Here is a 24627-nt window from a genome sequence, read left to right on the forward strand (position 1 = left end):
CCTACTCCCTAAGATTAGAAGCGACGTTTCTTCCAGCCCACAACGCTAGTCAAAGCACCTAACAGCGCTAACCCGATGACGGCTAACCCGTTAAGCTGCTGTTCGTTAGTCTGTGGTAACTGAGCCGCTTTTAAGTCCGTCGTCGCTGTAGCCGTTTTCGCTACTGACGCTGTCTTCTCTACTGGCGCTGTCAAGGCCTGAACCTTTGCCCCTTGACCACCGGCAGTGACCGTCCCACCAGCCTGATGACCAGCTCCGCGAATCGTCTTCTTATTCACGACAACCGCTTGGCCACCCTGGTTGGGTTTTGTCGGTTTTGTCGGTTTCGTTGGTTTCTTAGGCGTGACCACAGCCGCGGCGGCGCCACCATTATCGCCGGGAGTTGGTGTAGTTGGCGTCACTGGTGGCGTAACGGTTCCGCCACCGTTGTTGCCATTGTCACCGCCACCGGATGTTGGATTAGCGTCATAGGTGACGACAAAACTCAAATCGCCGGTGGTCGGTGTTACTGGCTGGGCTACCGTTTGTGTCAAAACATTGGCCGGGTCAGTCGTCGAAACAACGTGCATCCCAGGTACACTTGGGTTTTTCACCGCAGCGAATGCCAAATCACTACCCGCTTGGTAAACCACCCAGCTAGCGTCAGTAGGTTTACCAGTGACGTCTAATTCGGGCGTCGCTGTAGCATCTAATTTACTGTAGGTGACGGCGTCTTGGGTGACTTGGTCCGTCACCGTAGCAAAGTTCACCGTCTTAGTTACTGGCGCAGCAACTGTCTTTTGTTGCTTATCTTGATACGTGATCTGTTCGTGAACGGCCTGCTCAACGGTCTTAAACGCATGTGCTAATGTGATCGTGTAATCCAAGTTAGCCGTAGCATCCTTGGCGAAAACAATGGCACTGGTACCGTCAGCGTTTTTCGTGGTATCACTGACCACCGTGTATCCCTTGGCCAGTTCAGGCGCAATCACCGTGTTGGAATCAAAAGAACTGGTGGACCCAATGGCTCCCTTCAGTTCAGGATTGGTCGTCGCATCCAACACCTGGAGCGTCTTACCCGTGGTAGCGTCCTTGATGGTCACCGTGGCCTTCTTAGCCTGGGCGTAAACCATCCGGACCGCTTGAATGTCGTTGACGTAAGGAATATCAGCCGCCTGGCTAATATCAGTCCAGGTTTGACCATCAGCACTCGTTTCAGCACCGGTGTAAACATAGTCGTCAAAGTCTCTTTCATAATCGGTCAAAGCTAGTTTGTCAGCCGACGTTCCCTTGTAGTTGGCGGTCACGGCCGTGCCGTCTGCATTCGTGATTGGTGTGTAATTGCCATTGGCATCCTTCACACCGTAACCAACTGACACCGTCCAGGGCATGACGCCCTTGTAAAATAGAATCGTCCAGTTTTTGGACTCGTCACCTAAAGTGGTGGCCCAAGACGTTTGCGCATTGGCCTTGCCGTTCTTTGCCGCGTAGTCGGAATACAGGCCCGTGCCATCCAAAATCAGCCCGGAGAACGTGTAGCCCTTAGACAACTGTTGATTCAATAACGTCTGGACGGTTGCATTCTGTTGGACGTCCACACTCGACCCAATATCCCCAGAAATCAGGGTAGCTGGCGCCAAGTTCAACTGCTGATCGTTAGCTTGTAGTAGCTGAATATTAACGTTTAAATCGCTGACGTTGGCAGCCAATTCATACGGCTGAATGATGTAACCAGCGAAGTTACTGTTGGTATCACTCCAGGTGGTGGACAGACTACCGTACGTGGAATCAGTACTATTTAATAAGTTATACCAGGTCAACGTGTTACTGTTCAGATTACCGGCATCAGAACTAGACGGGTACAGGGAAGGATATAACAGATCACTGGCATTATCAAAGCCCTGAATTGGCAGGTTGCTGGCAGTCAGGTCCTTGATGATAAAGGATGGCGTCGTGTAGGTCAGCATTCCTGCATCAGTTGAATTGGCCCCTTTAGCCAACTTATTGCTGACTTTAATCGGGGCTAACAGCACATGCTGCTGAAACAGGCTAGCCTTTGAAATCAAGAGATTCTTATCCGTCGCCAGTGGTGAAATATCCGTGATCTGGTTATCGAACAAGCTGACATCGGTCAACTTGTCGTGATTTCCTAGTGCTGAGATATCATTGATGGAAGCCGTTGGTAACTGAACCTCACGTAGGTTCTTCAGGCCACTTAACGCCCGAATGTCCCAGAGGTTGCTATTCTTTTCACCAGTCCCGTAAGCTTCTAAACTGACCAACAAGTTCGGTGAAATATCTAATACCTGCAGGTTGACCGCATTTTGTAGGCCTTCAAGTGTCTGCATGGCCATAATACTCTGATAGTAAGTCGTCGGTTGATTGCCGGCTGCGGCTTGTAAATTATCGTTCGAATAAATGGACGTAAGCGTTGCCAACTCAGCCTTCGAGAAGTTGTTGCGAAAGTCAGCAATCGTGGCATACGTCTTGGCATAGTTATTCTGCCAGAGAAAGTATTGAAGTCCATAGTCTGGCAGCCATTCATCGATGTACATGAGTTGGGTCCCGTACTTAGCCGACGTAACTGGATCAATTCCTTTAGCATCCTGGGCAATCTGGTTCGCATACGTCTCACCCAACCAAGTGCCAGCTCCCTGTACTTGATGACTAGCATCATAGCCATCCACAACTCTCAAGTCTGTGTTATGCCCGGCAGAATCCACATGGTTATAAGTATATTGCAACTGATCAGTCTTGCTGATGTTAAAGGCTGGTGTGGCAGCCACCTTGTTGGTTAAATCATCGGTATCCTGCACAGAAATCCCGGTCTTAAAGGGCGCAGCGGTCGTCACGGCAGTTCTGGCAGTCGGCTTTTCACCTGGTGCCGGTGTCGTTTGATTAGATGAAGGCTCCTTTGGCGCAACAATACCATCATTAGCCGGCGTGCCACCGTCAGCTGGCTGGACGGGCGCAGACTCGACAACTGGCTTCTGCGGTGCGACTGGTGTTGGTGTCTTATCACCATTATCACTACCAGTCGACTTGTCCGTCGCTGGCTGGACGGGCGCAGACCCAACTACTGGCTTCTGTGGTGCGACTGGTGTTGGTGTCTTATCACCATTATCATTACCAGTCGACTTGTCCGTCGTTGTCGCAGCTGATAGTTTGGCCTGTGCGCCACTTGTCGCTGACTGACCGGAAATGGTTGCCGTAGTAGTTGGCGTATTATCGGCAGCCTGTGCGGTCTGACTGGCCTGTGGTCCAGCGACGATTCCCACTGCCATACTGGTAACAGTGATACCAGCAACTAGCCAGCCTCTATGTGATTTGTACATTTTGTAATGTGTTTTACGTTCATAATCCCTCATGATTGGTCCCCCTCTTAACATGACCAAGCTCAGGTAATGTGATGTCAAATATAGTCGTTACCCTTGTTATTACTATCCATTATAGGCAGTTTGTGAGTGACGTTCAATCCCCTAAAACATTATTGTTGCCAAATATTGTTGCAACGTCAAGTGAGCCCCCGTTACGTTTAGCTCTACAGGTGGTTCATGGGTGCTTGAATTTTTATAGTTTAGCCGTATTTAAGTGGGAAAAACGGACAATTTTATGTAGGTAATAAACCTTTATCGAATCGTATCATCATTTTTTTGCGGTTACACGGTCGATGTTGCCACAGCATCCTAGGGCTACTAAAAACCCATCGAGAGCCTAACTGGTCTCAATGGGTTGCGTCCGATAAATCTACTTGTGTGCGTGAACCGACTCTCTGTGAAAAACAATTTTATACCCCAATACCCGTAAGTTCTTGTCCACCACTAAAAAAAGCAGCCAACCCCAACAAAAGGTTAGCTGCTTCTTTTAAATCATCGTATATTTACGCCGTTACAGTCCGGCTGAATGGAAGTAAAGCCTACTCCCACTCGATTGTCGAAGGCGGCTTGCTCGTAACATCATACAGGATACGGTTGACGTGATCCACTTCGTTTACGATGCGGACGGAAATCTCCTGTAAGACATCCCATGGAATGCGCGCGAAGTCCGCGGTCATCCCATCGATGGACGTGACGGCCCGGATACCCACAGCATAGTCGTAGGTCCGGCCATCGCCCATGACGCCGACACTCTTGATGTTTGGTAAGACGGTAAAGTATTGCCAAATATCACGGTCGAGGCCGGCCTTCTTGATTTCCTCACGCAGAATCAAGTCACTATCGCGAACGATTTGTAACTTTTCTGGCGTGATTTCACCCAGAACCCGAATCCCTAAACCGGGACCAGGGAACGGCTGACGCCAAACGAGGTCGCTTGGCATCCCTAATTTTTCACCCAACTCACGGGCTTCATCCTTGAACAAGGAACGCAGGGGTTCAATCAGCTGGAAGTGCATGTCTTCCGGCAACCCACCCACGTTATGGTGAGACTTGATGGTTTGCGCCGTGTCCGTCCCACTTTCAATCACGTCGGTGTACAACGTGCCTTGGGCCAAGAAATCGATACCGTCGAGCTTTTGGGCTTCGTCGTTAAAGACTTGGATGAATTCATTCCCAATAATCTTACGTTTCTTTTCGGGTTCAGTAACACCAGCCAACTTGCTCAGGAAACGGTCTTGGGCATCGACTTTAACGATGTTCAGACCAAACTTCCCTTCCAGACTCGCCATCACTTGCTCAGCTTCACCCTTCCGCAACAGACCGTGATCCACGAAGATGCTGGTCAGTTGCGTCCCAATAGCCTTGTGCAAGAGCACGCCGACCACGGAGGAATCGACCCCACCGGACAGGCCCAACAAGACGCGCTTGTCGCCGACCGTCTCGCGAATGTGTTCGATTTGCAGGTCAATGAAATCGTCCATAGACCAGTTAGATTCTGCGCCACAGACATCAAAAGCGAAGTGCTTCAAGATGTCGTTACCATATTCCGTGTTCCGAACTTCCGCGTGGAATTGAATCCCGTAGAAGTTGCGGTCAACGTTTTGCATGGCAGAAATTGGGCAGTTTTCGCTCGTTGCCACGCGTTCAAAGCCATCAGGCACCTGGGTCACTAAGTCACCGTGACTCATCCAGACCGTCTGCGTCTTTGGCGTGTCCTTGAACAGTTTGGCATCGTCACTTAATACCGTGATGTCAGCCCGCCCGTATTCCCGGTTATCAGCGGATTCAACTTTCCCGCCAGCCAGGCTGTGGGCCATCAGTTGCATCCCGTAACAGATACCCAAGATAGGAATCCCTAACTTGAAGATCTCTGGGTCAACGTTAAAGGCACTGCTATCGTACACACTGTTAGGTCCCCCTGAGAAAATAATTCCCTTAGGGCCCCAAGCCTTGATTTCAGCCGCACTCATGGTGTGGGCCTTCAGTTCAGAGTAAACGCCCATGTCACGAATCCGGCGCGTAATCAATTGATTGTATTGACTTCCGAAGTCCAAGACGATAATTTTATCGAATTTGGACATATCAACGTTTGCCAAGCCATTCACCCTTTCTTCTTTTTAAACATTGGTTATATCATACCGATTTCTGAAACGCGGGTCAATGTAAATCCACCACAATCGCTTCACCCGGTGATGGAAAATTTGCTTGGTCGCCACCTGCGGCTGACAGCCCCACGTTAAAATGGTGCGCAAGTCCGTTCCCGGCGGCAGGCTCAAGACGCCCTGCTGTGGGGAACGGTTCCAGCCAAAGACCGGTCTTCCGCCTCGCCTTGAAACCTCGCTAAAGTTCGCGAGTTTCCAAGGTCGTCCCGTGCTCTAGGCAAGGAAAATACCCTTGCCAAGACCACCGACACAGCTGAGCATCTTGGCCTGCCTCTGGTCACTAACGTTGACACATCCATTTATAACGGGTCAAACCCAACCAGATTCAACACTGTTCATGTCCATTACCTATTTTCAATAACAATTAGCCAAACAGCACACCAGCAGAACCATCAACTCGCTATCTGCGGTTCAAACCCGTGTCAGCCGCAGGGCTGGTGAAAATGGGCTCAGCCGTGGGAGTTGCCTTAGCGGTTTACCGCTTAGGCAACTGATATCTTTGAGACGCGATTTTCGGCTCAAAGTAAGGCCGAAGACCGCTTCTCAGGCTTCGGGCGTTCGCCCACAGCGTCACGGGCCAGTTTTCACCAGCCCGAAGGCGAATTCTACCCGAGTTTCAACCGCAAATGATAGTAAGTTTGGCGGTCTAGATGGCGGCGTTGTGTGGCGACGAAGCCGAACTCCGCCGCCAACCCCGCCAGCGAACTCCCCGGCCGCACGTCCATCCCCATCGCCGGCAAATCACTCCGCCGGGCGCGATGGATGGCATCGCCCAGCAGCCACTCGTCAAACCATTTCTGCTGGTAGGTCTTGCCCTTGGAGCGGTTGCGAACCGTCAACAGATCCAGGTACCACTCGTCCGGCAAGGCCCGCGGCGTCACCACGAGCTGTTGGGGCACCGTCAACTGTTGCCGTTCAAACAACGTCGCCCATTGATTATCCAGCGCCCGCTCAGTTGCGGCGGGATAACCGTAAGCCACGCCGACCGCCACGCCCTGATTTTGATAAACTCTGGCCTGCGGATACCCGTAGCGAAAATCAGGCTGGTGGTAGCCGACAAATAACATTTGTGATAACTGTTCCTTAGTCACGCGACGCAGGCGTCTGAGCTGGCGGCGTTCTACCTCGTGGAGCACCAACATGGCCACAGCGTCCGCGTCCACAATCGTGGCGTCTCGTAACATTGCGCCGCCTCCTAGTACTTCCGCAACAACAGGCGGTCGATGCGGTGATGGAAGGATTTATGCAGAATCATGTCCGCTCGATTTCGCGTAGGTAAAATGTATTCCGTTAAATTTTTTAAATCAATATCGCGCCAAACCTGCTTGCCCTTCGCGATGGCTTCTTCGTGACTGACCGTCGTATAAGGATAGTAATAGTTGGTTGGATCCTGAAAGGCCGTTTGCAATAACAACTCAAACCGTTCCAAGAACCAGCTCTCAATCAGCGTCGGATCAGCATCGACGTACAACGAAAAGTCGGTGAAGTCGCTGACATAAATCTGCTCATTGGTCGGTAACTGCAGGGTATTAATCCCTTCAACAATCAAAACGTCCGGGTGCACGATGTACTCAAACTGATCCGGCACGATGTCATACACCTTGTGGGAATACACGGGGGCCTTGATCAGCTCCTGCCCCGCCTTGACGTCGTTTAAAAACTGAATCAATGACGCCATATCATAGCTTTCCGGAAAGCCCTTGCGCGCCATCAGGTTGCGCTTTTTTAATTCCTCATTACTGTATAAAAAGCCGTCAGTCGTAATCAGCTGAATCCGTTGCCCCTCAAAATAGTGATTGAGCAACACTTCCAGCAAGCGCGCCGCCGTACTCTTACCCACGGCCACACTGCCGGCAATTCCGATGATAAATGGGACCCGCCGTGGCTTTTGCTGGAGAAAAGCCGCTTTGTCTTTTTGTAATTGGCGGTAGTGGTTAAATTCCAAGTGTAATAAATGCACCAACGGAATGTACACGTCCTGAACGTCTTGCAGGGAAATCCGGTCGTTAAACGCCTTGATCTGCCGCAGACTTTCCTGCGTCAGTGGGAGCGTTGCGTCATCGGAAAAGGCCCGCCACTGGGCGCGGGTAAACGCATTGTAATTGATGGGATCACTCATGGAGACACCTCTACTTTGGTTAAAATAAACTGTTGTGCTGGGTCTTTCCGCCTGCGGGCGTTTAGGCCAACCGGCCTGTGGGGCCCACCCGAAGCCAAAGAGCGGTCTTCGGGTTCGGTTTGAGCCACGAAAGTCACGTGTCTCAAACGCGTCCCGTGCTGTAAGGTCGGAAAATCACCGGTCTAACACCACCGACACAGGCGCTGGCAAGCCTAACGCCCTCCGGCTCCAAGACCGACCATACGTTGAATTGAACCCGCACAAGTGTCTAGGCTACTAAGTTTACAAGCCTTGGCACTGCTTGCTTTCTGTGCACAACAGGTCAAACAATTAAATCCTATTATACCGCAGATACGCTGGTTACCGGGCATGATTTCACTAGATTGATAGCGGATTCAGTTGTGGCATGGGCGGATACAAAAACATCCCCCACCGACCCGAAGGCTAGTAGAGGATGCGTTTCATTTCTTAGTTTAAAAACCTTAAACCATTTCGTACTCATCCGCTGGCACGTCGCTCAACAGCGGTGACAGTTCACCGACCGCAATCAGGCTCAGGCGGTGCATGGCCCGTGAGCAGATGGTGTACAGCAATTGCCGTTCGTCATCCGCATCGTAACGACTGGCCGAGGCCTGCCACACGATGACGCCGTCAAATTCCAACCCCTTCGCCAGGAACGATGGCACCACGATGGTCCCCGGTGCGAGCCGTTGGTTTTCGGATTGGATCAACGTTACCGCCACACCGGCCGCCTTCAAGCGTTCCGTCAGGTCACGACAGTCCGCCAAGTCCTTGCCGATGATGGCCGTGGTCTCGTCCTCTTCTTCATTTTGCTTGATTTGGGCGATGACCTTTTGCAGGCCAGCTTCCTCGTCGGCCGCCACCGTCATGGTTGGCAGCTCCCCTTCACGGGCAAAGGCAGTCACGGCCTCCCCATTTTTCAAAATGTGCTTGGTGAAGTCGGTGACCTGTTGCGTTGACCGGTAGGACTGCGTCAGTTGAACGACGCGCGTCTTGTCGGGGTCAAACATGGTGCTCAGCTCCTGTAACAGCGTCCGGCTATTTTCCTTGGTGAAGATAGCCTGGTTGAGATCTCCCAGCATGGTAAAACGCGCGCGGGGGAAGCTGAACTTCAGGAACGCCAGTTGAAAGGCGTTGTAGTCCTGAATTTCATCCATGAAAACGTAGCGCATGTCGCGTTCACCGGACTTCCCGGTCATCTTATCGTACAGGTACAGGTACGGTGTGGTGTCGACCAGTTGCATCCGGTGGTCACGCAGCTTGGCCACGGATTCCTCGACGCTGGCGTTCCAGTCGGCCACGGTGACTTGGTAGTCGCTCAGGTCGATGCGGTGCGGCATGTCGCGGAGCATGTGGACGTACTGGTTGTTGATACTCAGGAAGCGCGCCCGCACGATGGCCTTCCGAATGGGTTCAAAGGCCTTCATGACCACCTTACGTGACAGGAATTGCATTTCCTTTTCGGAGGAATCGAACTCCCGCGGGTCATCCCCGTACAGAGAATCCAACTGTTCCTTACTCAAGTCTTGAATCGTATCTTCAACCCACTTGGTCTTCATTTCGCTAGTGATGCGGCGATTGAGGATCCGAATCAAGGCTTCCTTGGTGGCCTGGAGCCGGTTACCCAGGTGGTAGTTGCGGTTGAAGCTGTAGTAGATTTCCTGAATCTTTTCCTTCGGGATGAAGACGTCGCCCTGGAACTTGATGTTGCGGAAGACCATATCCTTGGCTTCCAAATGATCGGCGTAACCGGTCACGGCATCAAAGAACGCCAGGCTCCCCTTCATCTGATTGATTTTCTTTTGCGCGGGCGTGTTGGTTTCGTCAAAGCGTTGGGCCAACGTTTCCACTTCAATTTTTGGCAAACGACGGCCAGCGTACTGGTAATACGTCATTTGGACCATGTTGTGCTCACCTAATTCTGGGAGCACCTGGTCGATGTAATCGTTAAATAATTGGTTAGGCGAGAAGAGCATGACCTGTCCAGCGGTTAAATGCCCGCGATAACGGTACAGCAGGAACGCGACCCGCTGTAAAATGGCGGCCGTCTTCCCGGAACCCGCGGCCCCCTGCACGAATAACAGGTCGGAGCCGGTGTCCCGAATGATTTGGTTTTGTTCCTTTTGAATGGTGGTGACGATGCTCTTCATCTTGGTGTCGGAGTGCTCACTCAAGGCCGACAGGAGCATCTGGTCGGTGACCGTCTGATCCGTGTCGTACAGGGTGACAATGGTGCCGTCTTCAATTTGAAATTGGCGCTTTAGCTTGACGTCCACGGTCTGCTCGCCATCCGGCGTTTGGTAGCTGACGTTTCCCAGTTCGCCATCGTAGTAGATGCTGGAGATGGGGGCCCGCCAGTCATAGATCAGAAAGTGGTCGGGCGTGTCGGAGAAGGATCCCAGGCCGATGTAGATGGTTTCTACCTTGGCCTTAGGACCTTCCTGAAAGTCGATTCGCGCGAAGTAAGCCTTCTGTTCCAAGCGCTTGAGCGTACTCAGTTCCGTGGTCGCGTGTTGCCAACTATTCTGCCGTTCGGCCAGCATTTGTTGCTGTTGCCGCACGGAGAGCGCCGTTTCCAAAATCCCTTCGTAACTATCCGTTTTGATTCGTAAATCATTGACAAAGTTCTTCCGGATCCCGGCCTCATCACTCTCGGCTACGTCGATCCGTTCCTTAGCTTCCTTTTCGGCGGTCTTGATCTTTGCGACCACCGCGTCTAAATGTTCTTGCTCGTGGGCCTTGATTGAATCTGGCAAGCCAATCCCTCCTCAAATAACTGGGTAAACAACTTTCATTAAAAAAAACTGTGTTTCAGTCCGTTCTACCTGCGTCAGTTAGGTATTCCACCCCTGTGGGACAACCCTTTGAAGCCATAGGTCGGTCTTCAAAGGCGGTGGTGAGCCTTGCAAAATTCACAAGTCTCCCCACACGACCCGCGTTGTAAGGCCGGCAACCCACCGGTCTAACAACGCCGACACAGGGAACTCCATACCTAACTGACTCCGGCGCCACTCACATAGTAATTGTGGTGGCTAAGCTAACTTATTTCATGCGCCAACTTTATTTCATAACTCTATTTTAGTCTAAGCTACTAGATAAGTCATTGTCTTAACAGTTAGGCCGAATGATTAGTAAGGCGACCTACCGACGTCAACAATGAAACCAACAACATTAATCAAATATGCATGACTACGGGCTAAACTAGTGGACGCCGCAGGGCTGGTGAAATTAGGCCGCCCTCTGAGACCGACTTTTGGGCTCAAAGTCGGGGTGAAAGCCCGCTCCTCAGGCTGGAACCGGGCCCCATAGCAGGGCCGCTTGAATCCACCGGCGGGAGCGCCAGCACCACCTATGTCAGTGACGGGCGTGCGCCCACAGCGTCACGGCCTATTTTCACCAGTCCGGAGGCACCAACAACGACTATTTTTTTGCCCGTATCAAACATAATTCGACTTTCCATTTTACACGTGTTCAGCCTATAAAGAAAGTAAACTGACCGGCGTCAAACCAGTTCCTTCACGCGAACTTTGGTATAATGTAGGGGAACTTTTTTTGAGGGGATGAAACGATGGATCAAGTATCCTTGTTAATTATTTTAACCGCCGCCCTGGTGACGCCGCTGGTCATGGCCAAATTCAAATTGACCGTGCTGCCGACCGCTGTGGTGGAAATCTTGGTGGGAATCCTGTTGGGCCCTAGCGTCCTCAACATCGTTCACAGCAATTCAACGTTATCCTTACTGTCGAGCACCGGGGTCATTTTCCTCCTGTTCCTCAGTGGGATGGAAATTGACTTTAGCCTCTTCAGCCGACGCAAGGTGCCGCAGACCCCGTTAGCGGCCAAGGCGGCCGGGAGCGCACCCAAGTACTCGCCGGTCTTTCTCGCCGTCTCGAGCTACGCGGCCATCATGGTCAGCTCGCTGTTACTGGGCTTCATTTGCCAGTGGACCGGGCTGTTCAAGGACCCATGGCTGGCGGCCATTATCTTCATGACGATTTCTTTGGGCATCGTCATTGCCACGCTGAAGGAAAAGGAACTGCTAAGTAAGCCGTTCGGACAGACCGTCCTGTTGATTGCGGCGTTGGGTGAAATCATCCCGCTGTTTTCCCTGACGATTTACGCGTCCGTCTTCGGTGACAATAGCAAATCCCTGTGGCTGCTCCTGCTGGTCTTCCTGGCAGCCGGGGTGCTTTTCCGCCGGTTCAAGCCGTTCTTCACCTTCTTTGACAGCATCAACAAGTCCACGACCCAATTGGATATTCGGCTGGCTTTCTTCCTGATTTTTAGTCTGGTGGTCATTGCCGAATCCGTGGGGGCCGAGGGTATCCTGGGGGCCTTCGTGGCCGGCATCGTGATGAAACTCCTGCAACCACAGGAAAACACCATGGTCCGGCTCGATGGCATCGGATACGGGTTCTTCATCCCCATCTTCTTCATGATGAGTGGGGCCGACCTCAACCTGCGCACACTGTTAGCAGACCCGGCAACGTTGCTACTGATTCCGGCCTTCTTTGCCGCCTACCTGCTGGCCAAGGCCGCCGTTTACTTCATCTTGCGGCTGCGGTTCAAACGCGGCAATGCCTTTGCGGGAACCGCCATTTCCGCGGCGACCATCACCATGGTCCTGGCCGTCTTGCAAGTCGCCAAGTCCATGAAGGTCGTCACCTCGCAACAGTCTGGGGCCTTCTTACTGGCCGCCATTTTGACCTGTGTGCTGGGTCCCCTGCTCTTTAACACCGGCTATTCTGCCGAGGCTGAAGACCTGAAGAAGTCGACCGTCCACTTTATCGGGACCAACCTGCTGACCGTCCCCGTGGCGCAACAGCTGGCCGATAGCTGGTACGACATCAGTATGTACACCGACAAACCTGACAATTACAAAACTTATAACTCCGAGGTCAACGTCCACCTGCTGGATTCACTGGAAAGTGACTACGTGGAGGGGCAAGACGCCTTCGATGCTGATATCGTGGTTCTGGGCCATTTCAATGCCAACAAGAACTATGAGCTGGCCAAGGCCGCCAAAGCCTACGGGGTCAAACGGGTCATCGCCCGCTTCGAGGACCGCAACGTGTTAGACGCCCGCGAAGACGAGCTGACCGACCTGGGCATTGAGGTCTATAACACGCCGAACGTGAACATCTCCATGCTCCGGAGCCTGATTGAAACGCCAACGACCCTGCGCCTGTTGACGTCAACGACTTCCGCCGTCTACGAAGTGGCCCTCCACAACCGGCGCTACACCGGCCTGGAAATTCACAGTTTGCCATTTGTTAAAGATATCACCATCAGTCAAATTTTCCGGGACGGTCACTTTGTCCGACCAACCGGAAGTACCACGCTGAAGCTGAATGACCGGATTATCTTCACCAGCAATGCGGAAACGGCTCGTGAAATCCGGCGCGAACTAGGCATTTTAAACTAAAACTGTTAAGATGTTAACCAGTTGTGTGGGGTCCAAACTGACGTTACCAGCGCCTTGCCGGGCAGAAAAAATGGACCGGAACGCTGGGGGCAGGACGCTGGAAGCCAAAAGACGGTCTTCCAGCTCGCTTTGAACCTCTGAGAAATGAGTTTCAAAGTCGCCATTCTCTGAAGAACACAGAGAATCCCCCGGCTGAGTCCATTTTTTCTGCCCTATCGGCTAACATTGTGGGCACCCACACCATTGGTTATGTCTTTCAGTTGGTTATCACTTACGCATCGTATTATGAACTAGCTGAATGTAGACATCATTGAACGAATAGTTGAACTTATCCATGGTCTGCACGCTTATCGGCTGCAAGGATGGTAAAATTGGCCCGCGAAGACAGTCCCAGTGACCAGAGGTGGACCAAGGTTTCCAGCTGTGTCGATGGTCTTAATAGCGTGGTTTTCGCTATTTAGAGCATGGGACAATCTTTGAGACCGCTTCTCAGGCTCAAAGTTGAGGTGAAAGCCCGATTTTTGGCTGAAACCGGCCCCACAGCAGGATACCTTGAGGCCACCGCCGGGAACGACATGGCACAGCGTCACGGCCTATTTTCACCATCCCGGAGGCAATGCGAGTAGACCAAAGATGAAGTTTTTTGAAGAATAGGAGAGATTGAGATGGCAACAGTTGAACTTTACTTGGTGCGTCACGGCCAAACTTATTTGAACAAATACCACCGGATTCAAGGGTGGTCCGACTCTCCGCTGACCGCTAAGGGAATCGCCGATGCCAAACGCGCCGGCGAGCGATTAGCGAAGATTCCTTTTGCCGCTGCCTATGCCAGTGACACGACGCGGGCCCAGAACACGGCCAAGAACATTTTAGCCGCTAACCAGACCCCAGTTGCTTTGACAACGGAACCAGCCTTCCGTGAAGAAAACTTTGGCTACTTCGAAGGCCTCGATACCGGCCTCACCTGGCACACGCTGGGCACGCCGGTTGGCTTGGACTCCTTCAACGCCATGATCAAGGAATTGACGATTGAAAAGACCAAGGACATGTTCCACGCCCAAGACCCCTTCGGTGATGCTGAAGACAACGCGATGTTCTGGGCTCGGGTACAACCTGGTTTGGACCACGCCATCGCCGCGGCCAAAGACGGCGACCGTATCCTGATTGCCACCCACAGCACGACCATCCGTAGTATCGTTTCCAAGTACTCGGACATCGACGTCTCCGTGCCGGTTGATAACGGGAGTATCACCAAGATTACCGTTAAGAACGGCAAGTACAAGGTGAACGACTACAACAACTCTGAGGGTAAGATTAAATAGTTTCGTCTTGGCCTACTGACAACCTTTCTGTCGGTAGGCTTTTTATAACGAAACTTGTAAGTGATTGTCGTAGTTGTCTGGGTTAGAATATGCTATATTGTCAGCATAGAAAAAGGCCGGCGTTGGACCGCCGACCTTACAAGCCGCTTCAAGAGCGGAGACAGTAACGAGAAATGAGTCGCCTACTCTGTCAAAGAATTAGAGGGCGGCTTTTTTGATTACTTCCGATCGTTATATGACAATCAACAATGGGTTTAAATTCTCTATGTTTTCACGCTAATTTGAGTGGCTTGAATAGTTATTCGAGCTAGAATATGTTATATTTTAAGCATACAAAAAGCCGGTGGTTGCACACCGACTTTACAAGCCGCTTCAAGAGCGGAGACAGTAACGACAGATGAGTCGCCCTAAACTATCAAAGCTTATAGAGGGCGGCTTTTTGATTATCTTCGATCGTTATGACGATCAATTAGTATCATCAATGTGGCAAACGCCAACATCAATGACAGCGCTTGGAACACGCTCATGGACTGCGAAACCTTTCTTTGGATTTGTTCCATGTGCCTCACCTCAGAAGGAAAAGACAGTCCCCGCTCACAAAACTTCCTGCATTGTCTAGTGTAATAGAGTGGTCACCATCCTCTAGGTAATTTGTCTTATAAATAATTTTATATGTAAATTTCAATTTAGCTCACCGCATCATCCGAGTATTTTACAAACAACAGATTCCCTTTTCTCCTGAGAATATGCTATATTGTAGACGTACAAAAGGTCGGTGGTTGCACACCGACCTTACAAGCCGCTTCAAGAGCGGAGACAGTAACGACAGATGAGTCGCCCTAGCCTGTCAAAGCTTATACTGGGCGGCTTTTTTGATTACTTTCGATCGTGACGATCGATTAGTATCATCAATGTGGCAAACACCAACATCAATGGCAGCGCTTGAAACACGCTCATAGACTGTGAAACCTTTCTTTGGGATTTTTTCCATACGCTTCACCTCAGAAGGAAAAAGACAGCCCCCGCTCACAAAACTTCCTGCATTTCCCAGTGTAACAGAGTTATCGCCATTCCCTCGGTAAGTCGACTTACAAACAATTCAATAAACCGTTCCATCTCTATGGCCAGCAACTAATCACGGTTGCTGGCCCTTTTTGCATCCTCCAAGTACATAAGCTGTGTAGCCAACTGTGAATGGTTTGTACCAAGTCAGCAAATTAAGTTGGGCTTCGGGCTTCGGGCTTCGGGCTTCGGGCTTCGGGCTTCGGGCTTCGGGCTTCGGGCTTCGGGCCAAACCAGCGACCTGGTCAACGCACAACCAGGAGCCGGAGGAAGCCAGGGTGGAGACGGCTGTGTCGGTGATGTTGGGCGGGTGGGCTTGCCGGCCTTACATCACGGGGCGACTTTTGAGACGCCGATTCTGGTGGCTTAAAAGCGAGCTGGAGGACCGCTCCTCAGGCCGGAAGCGGTCCCCACAGCAGGCGGAACCCTGGAAGCCGCAGGCGGCCATCCCCCACTGTCCTTGACCCAAAAGCCTTTGACCTAAATCCCCAAACCAATCCCAAGCCTAGCCCGAAACCCCAAGCCCAAAGAAAAAAGCACCGCAGCCAGGAAAACAGCTGCGGTGCCCAAACACTTACTTGCGAATCAATGAAGCCTCGTGGGCCCGTTGGGTATACATGTCAATTTCATCATCGGCAGCCCGTACCCAGTGACGGGGGGCGATTTCAACCAGGTGACGTTCCTTGCCATCGTTCTCACCGCTACCGTCGTACGCAATCTCTTCCCGGGTCCGTTCGAACTCAGGGTCAGGGACAGGCACAGCGGACAGCAAACTCTTGGTGTAGTCATGCAAGGGGTGGGCGTAGATTTCGTCAGAGTCGGCGATTTCTAGCATCCGGCCGTAGTGCATAACCCCGATCCGGTCCGAAATGTATTTCACCATGGAGAGGTCATGGGCGATGAACAGGTACGTTAAGCCCTGTTCGCGCTGGAGCTTCTTCATCAGGTTAACCACTTGGGCCTGGATGGAAACATCCAAGGCTGAGATAGGTTCATCGGCAATCACGAACTTAGGATCAACGGCTAATGCCCGGGCAATCCCGATCCGTTGCCGTTGCCCACCGGAGAATTCGTGGGGGTACCGGCTGGAGTGATCCTTGTTCAGGCCCACGGTTTCCAGCAAGTCTTCCACCCGCTTGGTCCGGTCGGCATCGTCCTTAGCCAAATGGTTAATGTCGATTCCTTCGGCCACGATATCCTTGACCTTCATCCGTGGATTTAAGGACGCGTACGGGTCTTGGAAAATCATTTGCATGTCTTGCCGGAATTCGCGTTGGTCATCTTTACTAGTAAAGTTATCAACGTTCTTGCCGTTAAACAAGATTTCACCAGAGGTGGGTTCGTACAAGTGGATGATGGCCCGTCCGGTCGTGGTCTTCCCAGAACCGGATTCACCAACTAGCCCAAAGGTTTCACCACGATAGATATCAAACGAGATATCATCGACGGCGCGAACCTCATCGGCCTTACCCACGTTGAAGTATTGCTTGAGGTGCTTGACCTCGAGGATTTTTTCGGCATTTTCGTAATCCATTATTGCTGTTCCTCCTCTTCTTCAACTGGGACACTTGGCCGTTGCTTGGCGACCAAGGCCTGTTGCATCTCAGCGTACTTCTTTTGCCGTGCCACGATTTGGGCTGGCGGCGTGACCTTTGGTGCATCCGGATGGAGCAACCAAGTGGCCGCGTAGTGCGTGTCAGAAACCTTAAAGAATGGTGGTTCTTGTTCCGTGTCAATCTTCAGGGCGTACGCGTTCCGGGCAGCGAAAGCATCCCCGGTTGGTGGATCGAGTAAGTCAGGTGGCGTCCCGGGAATCGATGGCAATTCATCCCCACTCGAATCAAGCGTTGGCATCGAGCTCAAGAGGCCCCACGTGTACGGATGCTTCGGGTTGTAGAAAATTTCATCGACGGTCCCGTATTCCACGATCTTCCCGGCATACATAACGGCGACCCGGTCGGCCATGCCGGCCACGACACCCAAGTCATGCGTGATAAAGATGATTGACGTGGAAATCTTGTCTTGCAGTTCCTTCATCAGGTTCAAAATTTGCGCCTGAATCGTCACGTCCAAGGCAGTCGTTGGTTCATCGGCAATCAGAATTTCTGGATAGTTGATCAAGGCAATCGCAATCACGATCCGTTGCCGCATCCCACCAGAGAATTGGTGCGGATAATCATTGATCCGGTTTTCTGCGTCGGTGATTCCAACTAATTTCATCATTTCCAAGGCTTGTGCCAAGGCTTTTTCTTTCTTCATACCCTTGTGGACCATCAGCGGTTCGGCGATTTGCTTACCGATCTTCATGGTTGGGTCCAACGAGGTCATTGGGTCTTGGAAAATTTCGGCGATATCTTGTCCCCGGAATTGTTCCATTTCCTTGTCGCTCTTCTTCAACAGGTCTTGGTCCTTGTACAGGATCGAGCCACTGGTGATGTCGGCGTTACGGGCGTTTAAGCCCATAATCGTCCGGGTGGTTACGGATTTACCGGAACCAGATTCCCCAACGATGGCTAAGGTTTCACCCTTCCGCAGATCAAAACTGACGTTCCGGATGGCCTTAACGTCACCGGCGTAAGTTTTGAAATTAACCTGCAGGTTGCGTACTTCCAAAATGTTTTTATCGTTCTCCATGACGTTAGTTCACCTACTCTTTCGTCCGCGGATCAAAGGCATCCCGTAAGCCATCACCCAGAAGGTTAAAGGCTAACATGATGATGGAAAGGACCAGTGCTGGCCACCACATTTGATAAGGTAAGAACTGGAAGTTCTTCTGTCCATCGTTCAACAACGTCCCTAGTGAAGCCTGTGGTGAGGAAATCCCAATCCCAATGTAGGACAAGGTGGCTTCGAAGAAGATGGCGTTAGGGATGGTAAACATCGTGTTAATGATGATCACACTGGAGAGGTTTGGCAGAAGATGCTTGAAGGCTATCTTCAGCGGTCGCTCACCCAGCGTTCTCGCCGCCAGAATGTATTCTTGTTCCTTTATCTCCATCGTTTGCGCTCGGACGAGTCGGGCCATGTTGGTCCACGACGTCAGCGCGATGGCAATGATGATTGACGTCATCCCAGGTTTCAGAATCAAAATCAACAGGACAATCACAACTAGGTTAGGGATGGACAAGATGATTTCAATGATTCGCTGCATAATGGTATCTATGCGGCCACCTTTCCACCCCGAGAACATCCCGTAGGTCACCCCAATCGTTAAATCAAAGAGGGTCGCCACTAACGCAATGATCAAGGAGATCCGAGTCCCGTAAAGAACCCGTGAGAACAGGTCCCGACCTAAGTAGTCGGTCCCCATGATGTAAAACTTGCTGGAAGCCCCAGCCTGCTTATAAGCGTCGATTCGTTGGCCCGCTTGAACCAACGTCCCGTTGAACCCATTGATGCCAATGCCAGGAATCTTAGATGGCAAGTTGGCGTATGACGGGTTCACGGCGTTTGGGTTATGTGGTGAGACCACCAGGGACCCAAAGGCCATGATGAACACGATGGCTAAGACAATCAAGGATACCCAAGCACCCTTGTTCTTCCGCAACCGCCGCCATGCATCTTGCGCGAAGGTTAACGAAGGCGCCGCAATTTTTTCACTGTCGAGCGCTGCCCGGTCATCGGCATTGATTCGCTTAAAGCTATCTTCAGGGAGTTTAACTGTATCTGCCATTTATTTACCTCCTAGTTAGCCTTTCCTGTGATCCGGATCCGTGGGTCCACGATACCGTATAAGATATCCGTGAACAACAGAACGACACAGAGCATGAATGAGTAGATGATGGTCAAGCCCATGATGGTTGGGTAATCGTTCGTCAAGACGGACTTAACGAATTGTTCCCCGATACCAGGAATGGAGAAAATGTTTTCCACAACCATGGATCCAGTCATGATGTTCACAGCTAACGGTCCAACGATCGTAATCAACGGAATCAAACTGTTCCGCAGCGCATGGTGGTAAATAACCCCCGTGCGACTCAACCCTTTCGCTTTGGCTAGTTCAATGTAATCCGAACTGAGCACATCGACCATTTCGGTTCGGACGAACCGCGCCGACTCGGCTAGCGGCGTCGCGCCCAACGCTAGGGTTGGCAAGACCGTATAGATAAAGCCACCCCATTCGGCGATTGGGAACCAGCCCAATTTCAACCCCAAGTAGTATTGGAGTAAAACAGCTAAGACGAAAGAGGGAATCGAAATCCCTAAGATAGAAACAACCGTAGCCGTGGTATCAACCCACGAGTTCTGCCGCATGGCCCCAAAGGCCCCGACAACGATTCCAACGATGACCCCTAAGATCATGGCTTGCAGCCCAATCTGCAAGGATGGTCCGATCCGACTTGAAAGCAAGTAGGACACTGGTTGGTCGCTGAATTGGAAAGACGTTCCGAAGTTACCCCGCACAGCCCCTGCTAGGTACAGCAGGTACTGTTGCCAGACTGGCTTATTCAAACCATATTGTTCGTAGATCAGCGCAATCTGACTCTTGGACAACTTAGCTTGGTTAGTCAGTGGCGTCCCGGGTAACAACTTCATTAGGAAGAACGTCAAGGTAATAACGATGAATAAGGTTAGGATCAGGTAAAAGATCCGCTTTGCTAGATACTTTGCCATTTGTTTACCTCTCAATCAGTAGACTTATTTGTTACCGTTAAGTCGTTAAACTTAACAAGAACTCCACGAAAACAACAAGATGATGAATGATTGCAATAATATCGAAAAGTAAGGACCAACTCGCGTTAATCCTTACTTCCCGATAAAGCTTATTTGGTCGGGCCTTCACCCGACTGTCATAACTGATTTAAACGTGTTGCTTACTTAGCAATGTAAGCGCGACTGAAGTCCCAGTTAGCACCGGTTGGGAAGTAAATCAATCCCTTGACATCGGACTTGACCAGTTGGGCTTTCCCTTGTTGGTAAACGGGGATGACACCTTGGTCATTTAAGATAGTCTTTTGGGCGTTAACCATGTCATTCCAACGAGCAGTGTTGTTGTTGGCATCCTTACCAGTGGCTGCGGCAACGTACTTGTCGTAAGCCTTGGAAGCCCATTTCCCGTTGTTGTAAGAGTTACCAGAAGTGAACAGAGACAGGAATGAAATTGGGTCAGGGAAGTCAGCACCCCAAGCAGAGATAACGGCATCGAATTGGCCATTTTGTGAACGGCTCAAACGCGTCTTGAATGGTAAGTTACTGTTGGTAACCTTTAAGCCATCCAACTTAGCCCATTGACTCTGGATAAATTCGGCACTGTTCTTACCGGCTGGCGTGTCATCGGCCATTAAGGTCAGTGAGTAGCTAGAACGGCCCGTTTCCTTCAAAGCTTGCTTCCAAAGCTTTTGTGCCTTGGCCAGATCTTGTGAAGTTGCGGATGGAACAGCAGCAGCGGTGTTGAAGTCCGTTCCCTTGTTTTCAGCTAAACCAGTTGAAACTAAGCCCTTTGCGGCAGTCGAACCATCAGCTAAGACCTTGTTGACGAATTGGTTCCGGTTGATAGCCAGTGATAAGGCTTGACGAGCCTTCTTGTTCTTCATCATTGAATCTTTCTTTTCGTTCAATTCAATGTAGAAGGTTGAGGCACTCTTACGTTCAACGTATTGCTTGTCGTTCTTGTAGTTCTTAGGTTGTTGACCGCTCAAGTAAGTTGCATCAAGCTTGCCACTTTGGTACTGACTCAAAGAAGTTTGGGGATCCTTCATCGTCTTGAAGTTGATCTTCTTTAGTTTAACATTCTTAGCGTCCCAGTACTTAGTGTTTTTGCTTAATGTCCAGTTATCGGACGTACCAGTCCAGTAAGTTAACTTAAATGGACCGTTGTAGACGTTATCTTGGGCATTCGTTGCGTATTTCTTACCGTACTTTTGAACAACTGACTTATTTTGTGGGAAGAACATTGGACTTGCAACCAATGATGGGAAGTAACTAGTGGCTTGCGTTAACGTGACAACCACCTTGTAGTTCCCTTCGGCCTTGATTCCTAAGCTAGAAACTGGCTTCTTCTTGTTCATGATAGCGTTGGCGTTCTTAACCTGCGCGTACATGTAAGCGTATTGCGAAGCGGTCTTAGGATCAACGGTCCGTTGCCAAGCGTAAACGAAGTCTTTAGCGGTTACCTTGTCCCCGTTACTCCAGTTAGACTTACGCAAGTTGAAGGTGTAAGTCTTACCATCTTTGGACTTGGTGTAGCTCTTAGCGACCCCTGGGTGAATAGAACTGTTCTTACCGATCCGGAGAAGACCTTCACCGGTGTTGTTCATCGTTTCCCCAGAAACAACGTCCGTGGCGGTAGAAGAATCCATTGAAGGTAAGGCGGAATTTTCCATCCAGTTTAACGTCTGCTTGCTAGCCTCGCTAGAACTGTTCGATGATGATCCACACGCTGCAAGTAACACAGCGGCAAATGTCGCGACCGTTCCGAGTTTGACTGCCGAATTGATTTTCATTTTATAATCCAACCCCTCTTAGTTGTTTGATAAATAAATTGACAACCTCAAATTTGATATTGCAATTGTATATTAGAAAACAATTAAAATCAATGGTAAAAGCTAATTTAATTTAAAAATATTTATCAAAACGCTGTTACACCGCCATTTAAAATAAAAAATTAAAATCTGATGTCACATTTAAATCGGGAGGAATTTTCGTTTTCTGTATACCGTATACAGGAAAACAGCATAAAGTTACGATGCTGAATGACTGTTATAACGGCAATGGCTACGGTTACATTGGGTTAGTAAACCCTTTTATGAGATCTCCAGGAGCGCACGCCGGCGGGATTCCGTCGCAAATGGTGCCGCTACCAGTTAACTGAGTTACCCGTCCAAGTCGGTGAATCCTAATATTCATTCTTCCAAAATAATCATTCTAAGTTTTCCGTAAGAGTAGCCAACTGAAAGAATTAAGGTAGTTATAACGCAGAGATAGGTTAGAAGCCCCCTCCGAGTCCACACACGACCGTTTACGCCCCGACCCCCGGTAAATTCCTACATATACAAAAACAGGACTGACACGCCCAGTTAGGGGCTAATCAGTCCTGAAAAAATTATCAGTTGTTTAATTCTTGAAAGATAGGTGTCATCGATCCCGTCAAGACGGGGAAATGAGATTGTGTCGGTCATGTCCGTTCCCGGCGGTGGACTCAAGCGGGCCGGCTATGGGGCCGGTTCCAGCCTGAGAGACGGGCTTCCACCTCAACTTTGCGCCTGAAAAGCGGTCGCAAAGGTTGTCCCATGCTCTAAGCTGAGAAAGTCGCTCAGCTTAGACCATCGACACAGCTGGCCGGCTTGGCCCCCCTCTGGTCACTCACATCTACCAAACACCCTCACATTTTCACTATTGAAATGGTATCCATAACTAGCTTACTTAGCGATGTAAGCTTTGCTGAAGTCCCAGTTGGAACTAACTGGGAAGTAAGTGATGCCCTTAACCTTTGACTTAACCAATTGTGGCTTGCCGCTTTGGTAAACCGGAATGATCCCCTGGTCCTTCAACAGAACCTTTTGGGCATCAATCAGATTTTGCCACCGAGCAGCGGGCTTGTTGGCGTTGGTCGTCGTGGCTTCCTTGACCAGCTTGTCGTAGGTCTTGTTCTTCCATTTCCCGTTGTTGTAGGAATTGTCGGACGTGAACAGGGACAGGTCGGTGATTGGGTCTGGGAAGTCAGCCCCCCACAGCGTAACCACGGCATCGAACTGGCCACTAGCTGAACGCGCTAACCGCGTCTTGTATGGCAAGTTTGCGTTGGTGACCTTAAAGTTAGGCAACTTGGACCATTGGCTTTGCACAAATTCAGTTGTGCTCTTGCCTTCAGGCGTGTCATCGGCCATCAAGGTCAAGGCGTAGCTCTTTCGACCAGTTTCCTTCAGCGCTTGGTTCCACAACTTCTTTGCCTTAGCAGCGTTGTGTGCCGTGGCGGCAGGAATTGTCCCCTCAGTGGCGAAGTCCTTGCCATTGCGGATGGCCAGGCCACTGGTAACGATTCCCGTAGCGACCTTGGAGCCGTTATCCAGCACCTTGTTCACAAATTGATTCCGGTCGATGATGAGAGACAAGGCTTGACGGGCCTTCGGGTTCTTCATCATCGTGTCTTTCCTCTGGTTCAATTCCAGGTAGGCGACCCGGGAACTGTTCCGTGCGTGGTACTCTTTATCAGTCTTGTAATTTTTCGGCTGTTGCCCACTCAAGTAAGTGGCATCTAGCTTCCCGCTCTGGTATTGACTCAAAGCCGTTTGCGGATCCTTAACTGCGGTAAATTTGATGTGCTTGAGCTTAACGGACTTCGCGTTCCAGTACTTTGTGTTCTTGGTCAGCGTCCAGTTGTCGGACGTCCCAGTCCAGTAAGTCAGCTTAAAGGCCCCGTTGTAAACGTTGTCTTGGGCGTTGGTGCCGTACTTCTTGCCGTACTTCTCTACAGCCTTTTGATTCTGCGGGAAGAAGGCAGTTTGGGCAACCAACGTTGGGAAGTAGCTGACGGGATGAATCAAGCTCACTTGGACCTTGTAGTCCCCGATGGCCTTGATCCCCAGCGTGGAAACCGGCTTCTTGCCATTCATGATGGCGTTGGCGTTTTTCACATCAGCGTATAAGTAGGCGTATTGGGACCCCGTCTTCGGGTTGACTGTGCGTTGCCAGCCGTAAACGAAATCTTTGGCAGTTACTTTATCCCCGTTGCTCCAGTTGGATTTCCGGAGGTTAAACGTGTAGGTCTTGCCGTCCTTGGACTTGCTGTAGCTCTTGGCGACGGCGGGATGCGTGGTACTGTTCTTGCCAAACTTCAACAGACCCTCACCTGTGTTGTTCAGCGTTTCACCGGAAACGACGTCGGTTGCCAACGAACTGTCCATGGTTGGTAACGCGGAGCTTTCCATCCAGGTCAAGGTTTGATCCTTGGCTTGGCTACTGCTGCTAGAAGATGAGCCACACGCGGCTAACGCAATGGTGGTTAGCGCGGCGACCGTCCCTAGCTTAATGACTGACTTGACTCTCATAAAATCCGACCCCTCTAAGTTAGTATGCCGAAGCAACTTTGTTGATAAAGACCACTATAGATTAAAATCAAATGAGAATCAATACCAAATTCTCATTTTTGAGAGTTTCTGTTGGTCTTTGTCATCGCCTCCAGGCTGGTGAAAACTGGACCTGGTCGCGTCCGTTCCCGCCG

General features: G+C 50.7%; 14 protein-coding genes. 2 read left to right on the forward strand and 12 right to left on the reverse strand.

From position 1 onward, the window contains the following. Nucleotides 1-14: 14 nt before the first annotated feature. The 5 genes from EKM84_RS11370 to helD form a co-directional block, all read right to left on the reverse strand. On the reverse strand, nucleotides 15-3347 hold the full coding sequence (locus tag EKM84_RS11370) for an LPXTG cell wall anchor domain-containing protein (protein ID WP_164511388.1): 3333 nt from the start codon (nucleotides 3345-3347) through the stop codon (nucleotides 15-17). A 548-nt stretch (nucleotides 3348-3895) separates the two neighbouring features. Continuing rightward, complete coding sequence (guaA, locus tag EKM84_RS11375) at nucleotides 3896-5437, reverse strand: glutamine-hydrolyzing GMP synthase (RefSeq protein ID WP_191988085.1); 1542 nt, start codon at nucleotides 5435-5437, stop codon at nucleotides 3896-3898. A 686-nt stretch (nucleotides 5438-6123) separates the two neighbouring features. After that, nucleotides 6124-6702 (reverse strand): hypothetical protein, encoded by a 579-nt coding sequence (locus EKM84_RS11380; RefSeq protein ID WP_125765874.1) that lies wholly within the window; start codon nucleotides 6700-6702, stop codon nucleotides 6124-6126. A gap of 11 nt (nucleotides 6703-6713) precedes the next feature. After that, nucleotides 6714-7637: a type I pantothenate kinase gene (gene coaA, locus EKM84_RS11385; RefSeq protein WP_125765875.1), complete on the reverse strand. Its 924-nt coding sequence runs from the start codon at nucleotides 7635-7637 to the stop codon at nucleotides 6714-6716. A gap of 482 nt (nucleotides 7638-8119) precedes the next feature. Then, a complete protein-coding gene (gene helD, locus EKM84_RS11390) occupies nucleotides 8120-10414 on the reverse strand; it encodes an RNA polymerase recycling motor HelD (RefSeq protein WP_125765876.1) in 2295 nt (764 codons plus the stop codon). 812 nt (nucleotides 10415-11226) lie between these two features. On the opposite strand from helD, the gene EKM84_RS11395 reads away from it, so the two are divergent. Both EKM84_RS11395 and EKM84_RS11400 read left to right on the forward strand, forming a co-directional pair. Further along, nucleotides 11227-13083 carry a cation:proton antiporter family protein gene (locus tag EKM84_RS11395; RefSeq protein ID WP_125765877.1) on the forward strand — a complete coding sequence of 619 codons (1857 nt, stop codon included), beginning with the start codon at nucleotides 11227-11229 and terminating at the stop codon, nucleotides 13081-13083. Nucleotides 13084-13748: 665 nt separating this feature from the next. Then, on the forward strand, nucleotides 13749-14405 hold the full coding sequence (locus EKM84_RS11400) for a histidine phosphatase family protein (RefSeq protein ID WP_125765878.1): 657 nt from the start codon (nucleotides 13749-13751) through the stop codon (nucleotides 14403-14405). 443 nt (nucleotides 14406-14848) lie between these two features. On the opposite strand, the gene EKM84_RS14530 is transcribed toward EKM84_RS11400, so the two are convergent. The 7 genes from EKM84_RS14530 to EKM84_RS11435 all read right to left on the reverse strand — a co-directional run bounded on the left by EKM84_RS14530 (nucleotide 14849) and on the right by EKM84_RS11435 (nucleotide 24454). Next, nucleotides 14849-14965 (reverse strand): putative holin-like toxin, encoded by a 117-nt coding sequence (locus EKM84_RS14530; RefSeq protein ID WP_404819575.1) that lies wholly within the window; start codon nucleotides 14963-14965, stop codon nucleotides 14849-14851. Between the two features lie 1076 nt (nucleotides 14966-16041). Continuing rightward, the gene (locus EKM84_RS11410; RefSeq protein ID WP_125765880.1) at nucleotides 16042-17001 is read right to left on the reverse strand and encodes an ABC transporter ATP-binding protein; all 960 of its coding nucleotides are present in this window, start codon (nucleotides 16999-17001) and stop codon (nucleotides 16042-16044) included. Beyond that, nucleotides 17001-18101 (reverse strand): ABC transporter ATP-binding protein, encoded by a 1101-nt coding sequence (locus EKM84_RS11415; protein ID WP_125765881.1) that lies wholly within the window; start codon nucleotides 18099-18101, stop codon nucleotides 17001-17003. Before EKM84_RS11415 ends, EKM84_RS11410 begins: the two co-directional genes overlap by 1 nt. 13 nt (nucleotides 18102-18114) lie before the next feature. Further along, a complete protein-coding gene (locus EKM84_RS11420; RefSeq protein WP_125765882.1) occupies nucleotides 18115-19140 on the reverse strand; it encodes an ABC transporter permease in 1026 nt (341 codons plus the stop codon). A gap of 11 nt (nucleotides 19141-19151) precedes the next feature. Then, on the reverse strand, nucleotides 19152-20081 hold the full coding sequence (gene opp3b / locus EKM84_RS11425) for an oligopeptide ABC transporter permease (protein ID WP_125765883.1): 930 nt from the start codon (nucleotides 20079-20081) through the stop codon (nucleotides 19152-19154). A gap of 200 nt (nucleotides 20082-20281) precedes the next feature. After that, nucleotides 20282-21910: a peptide ABC transporter substrate-binding protein gene (locus EKM84_RS11430; RefSeq protein ID WP_125765884.1), complete on the reverse strand. Its 1629-nt coding sequence runs from the start codon at nucleotides 21908-21910 to the stop codon at nucleotides 20282-20284. Nucleotides 21911-22825: 915 nt separating this feature from the next. Next, nucleotides 22826-24454 carry a peptide ABC transporter substrate-binding protein gene (locus tag EKM84_RS11435; RefSeq protein WP_125765885.1) on the reverse strand — a complete coding sequence of 543 codons (1629 nt, stop codon included), beginning with the start codon at nucleotides 24452-24454 and terminating at the stop codon, nucleotides 22826-22828. Between the last annotated feature and the right edge of the window lie 173 nt (nucleotides 24455-24627).

Source organism: Levilactobacillus mulengensis, assembly GCF_003946045.1.
GTDB classification, from domain to species: Bacteria; Bacillota; Bacilli; order Lactobacillales; family Lactobacillaceae; genus Levilactobacillus; species Levilactobacillus mulengensis.

What these genes read in the sequence shown, in the direction of transcription:
- EKM84_RS11370 (WP_164511388.1), bottom strand. Translation starts at nt 3,347, where the DNA reads ATGAGGGATTATGAACGTAAAACACATTACAAAATGTACAAATCACAT.
- guaA (WP_191988085.1), bottom strand. Translation starts at nt 5,437, where the DNA reads ATGTCCAAATTCGATAAAATTATCGTCTTGGACTTCGGAAGTCAATAC.
- EKM84_RS11380 (WP_125765874.1), bottom strand. Translation starts at nt 6,702, where the DNA reads ATGTTACGAGACGCCACGATTGTGGACGCGGACGCTGTGGCCATGTTG.
- coaA (WP_125765875.1), bottom strand. Translation starts at nt 7,637, where the DNA reads ATGAGTGATCCCATCAATTACAATGCGTTTACCCGCGCCCAGTGGCGG.
- EKM84_RS11395 (WP_125765877.1), top strand. Translation starts at nt 11,227, where the DNA reads ATGGATCAAGTATCCTTGTTAATTATTTTAACCGCCGCCCTGGTGACG.
- EKM84_RS11400 (WP_125765878.1), top strand. Translation starts at nt 13,749, where the DNA reads ATGGCAACAGTTGAACTTTACTTGGTGCGTCACGGCCAAACTTATTTG.
- EKM84_RS14530 (WP_404819575.1), bottom strand. Translation starts at nt 14,965, where the DNA reads ATGGAACAAATCCAAAGAAAGGTTTCGCAGTCCATGAGCGTGTTCCAA.
- EKM84_RS11410 (WP_125765880.1), bottom strand. Translation starts at nt 17,001, where the DNA reads ATGGATTACGAAAATGCCGAAAAAATCCTCGAGGTCAAGCACCTCAAG.
- EKM84_RS11415 (WP_125765881.1), bottom strand. Translation starts at nt 18,101, where the DNA reads ATGGAGAACGATAAAAACATTTTGGAAGTACGCAACCTGCAGGTTAAT.
- EKM84_RS11420 (WP_125765882.1), bottom strand. Translation starts at nt 19,140, where the DNA reads ATGGCAGATACAGTTAAACTCCCTGAAGATAGCTTTAAGCGAATCAAT.
- opp3b (WP_125765883.1), bottom strand. Translation starts at nt 20,081, where the DNA reads ATGGCAAAGTATCTAGCAAAGCGGATCTTTTACCTGATCCTAACCTTA.
- EKM84_RS11430 (WP_125765884.1), bottom strand. Translation starts at nt 21,910, where the DNA reads ATGAAAATCAATTCGGCAGTCAAACTCGGAACGGTCGCGACATTTGCC.
- EKM84_RS11435 (WP_125765885.1), bottom strand. Translation starts at nt 24,454, where the DNA reads ATGAGAGTCAAGTCAGTCATTAAGCTAGGGACGGTCGCCGCGCTAACC.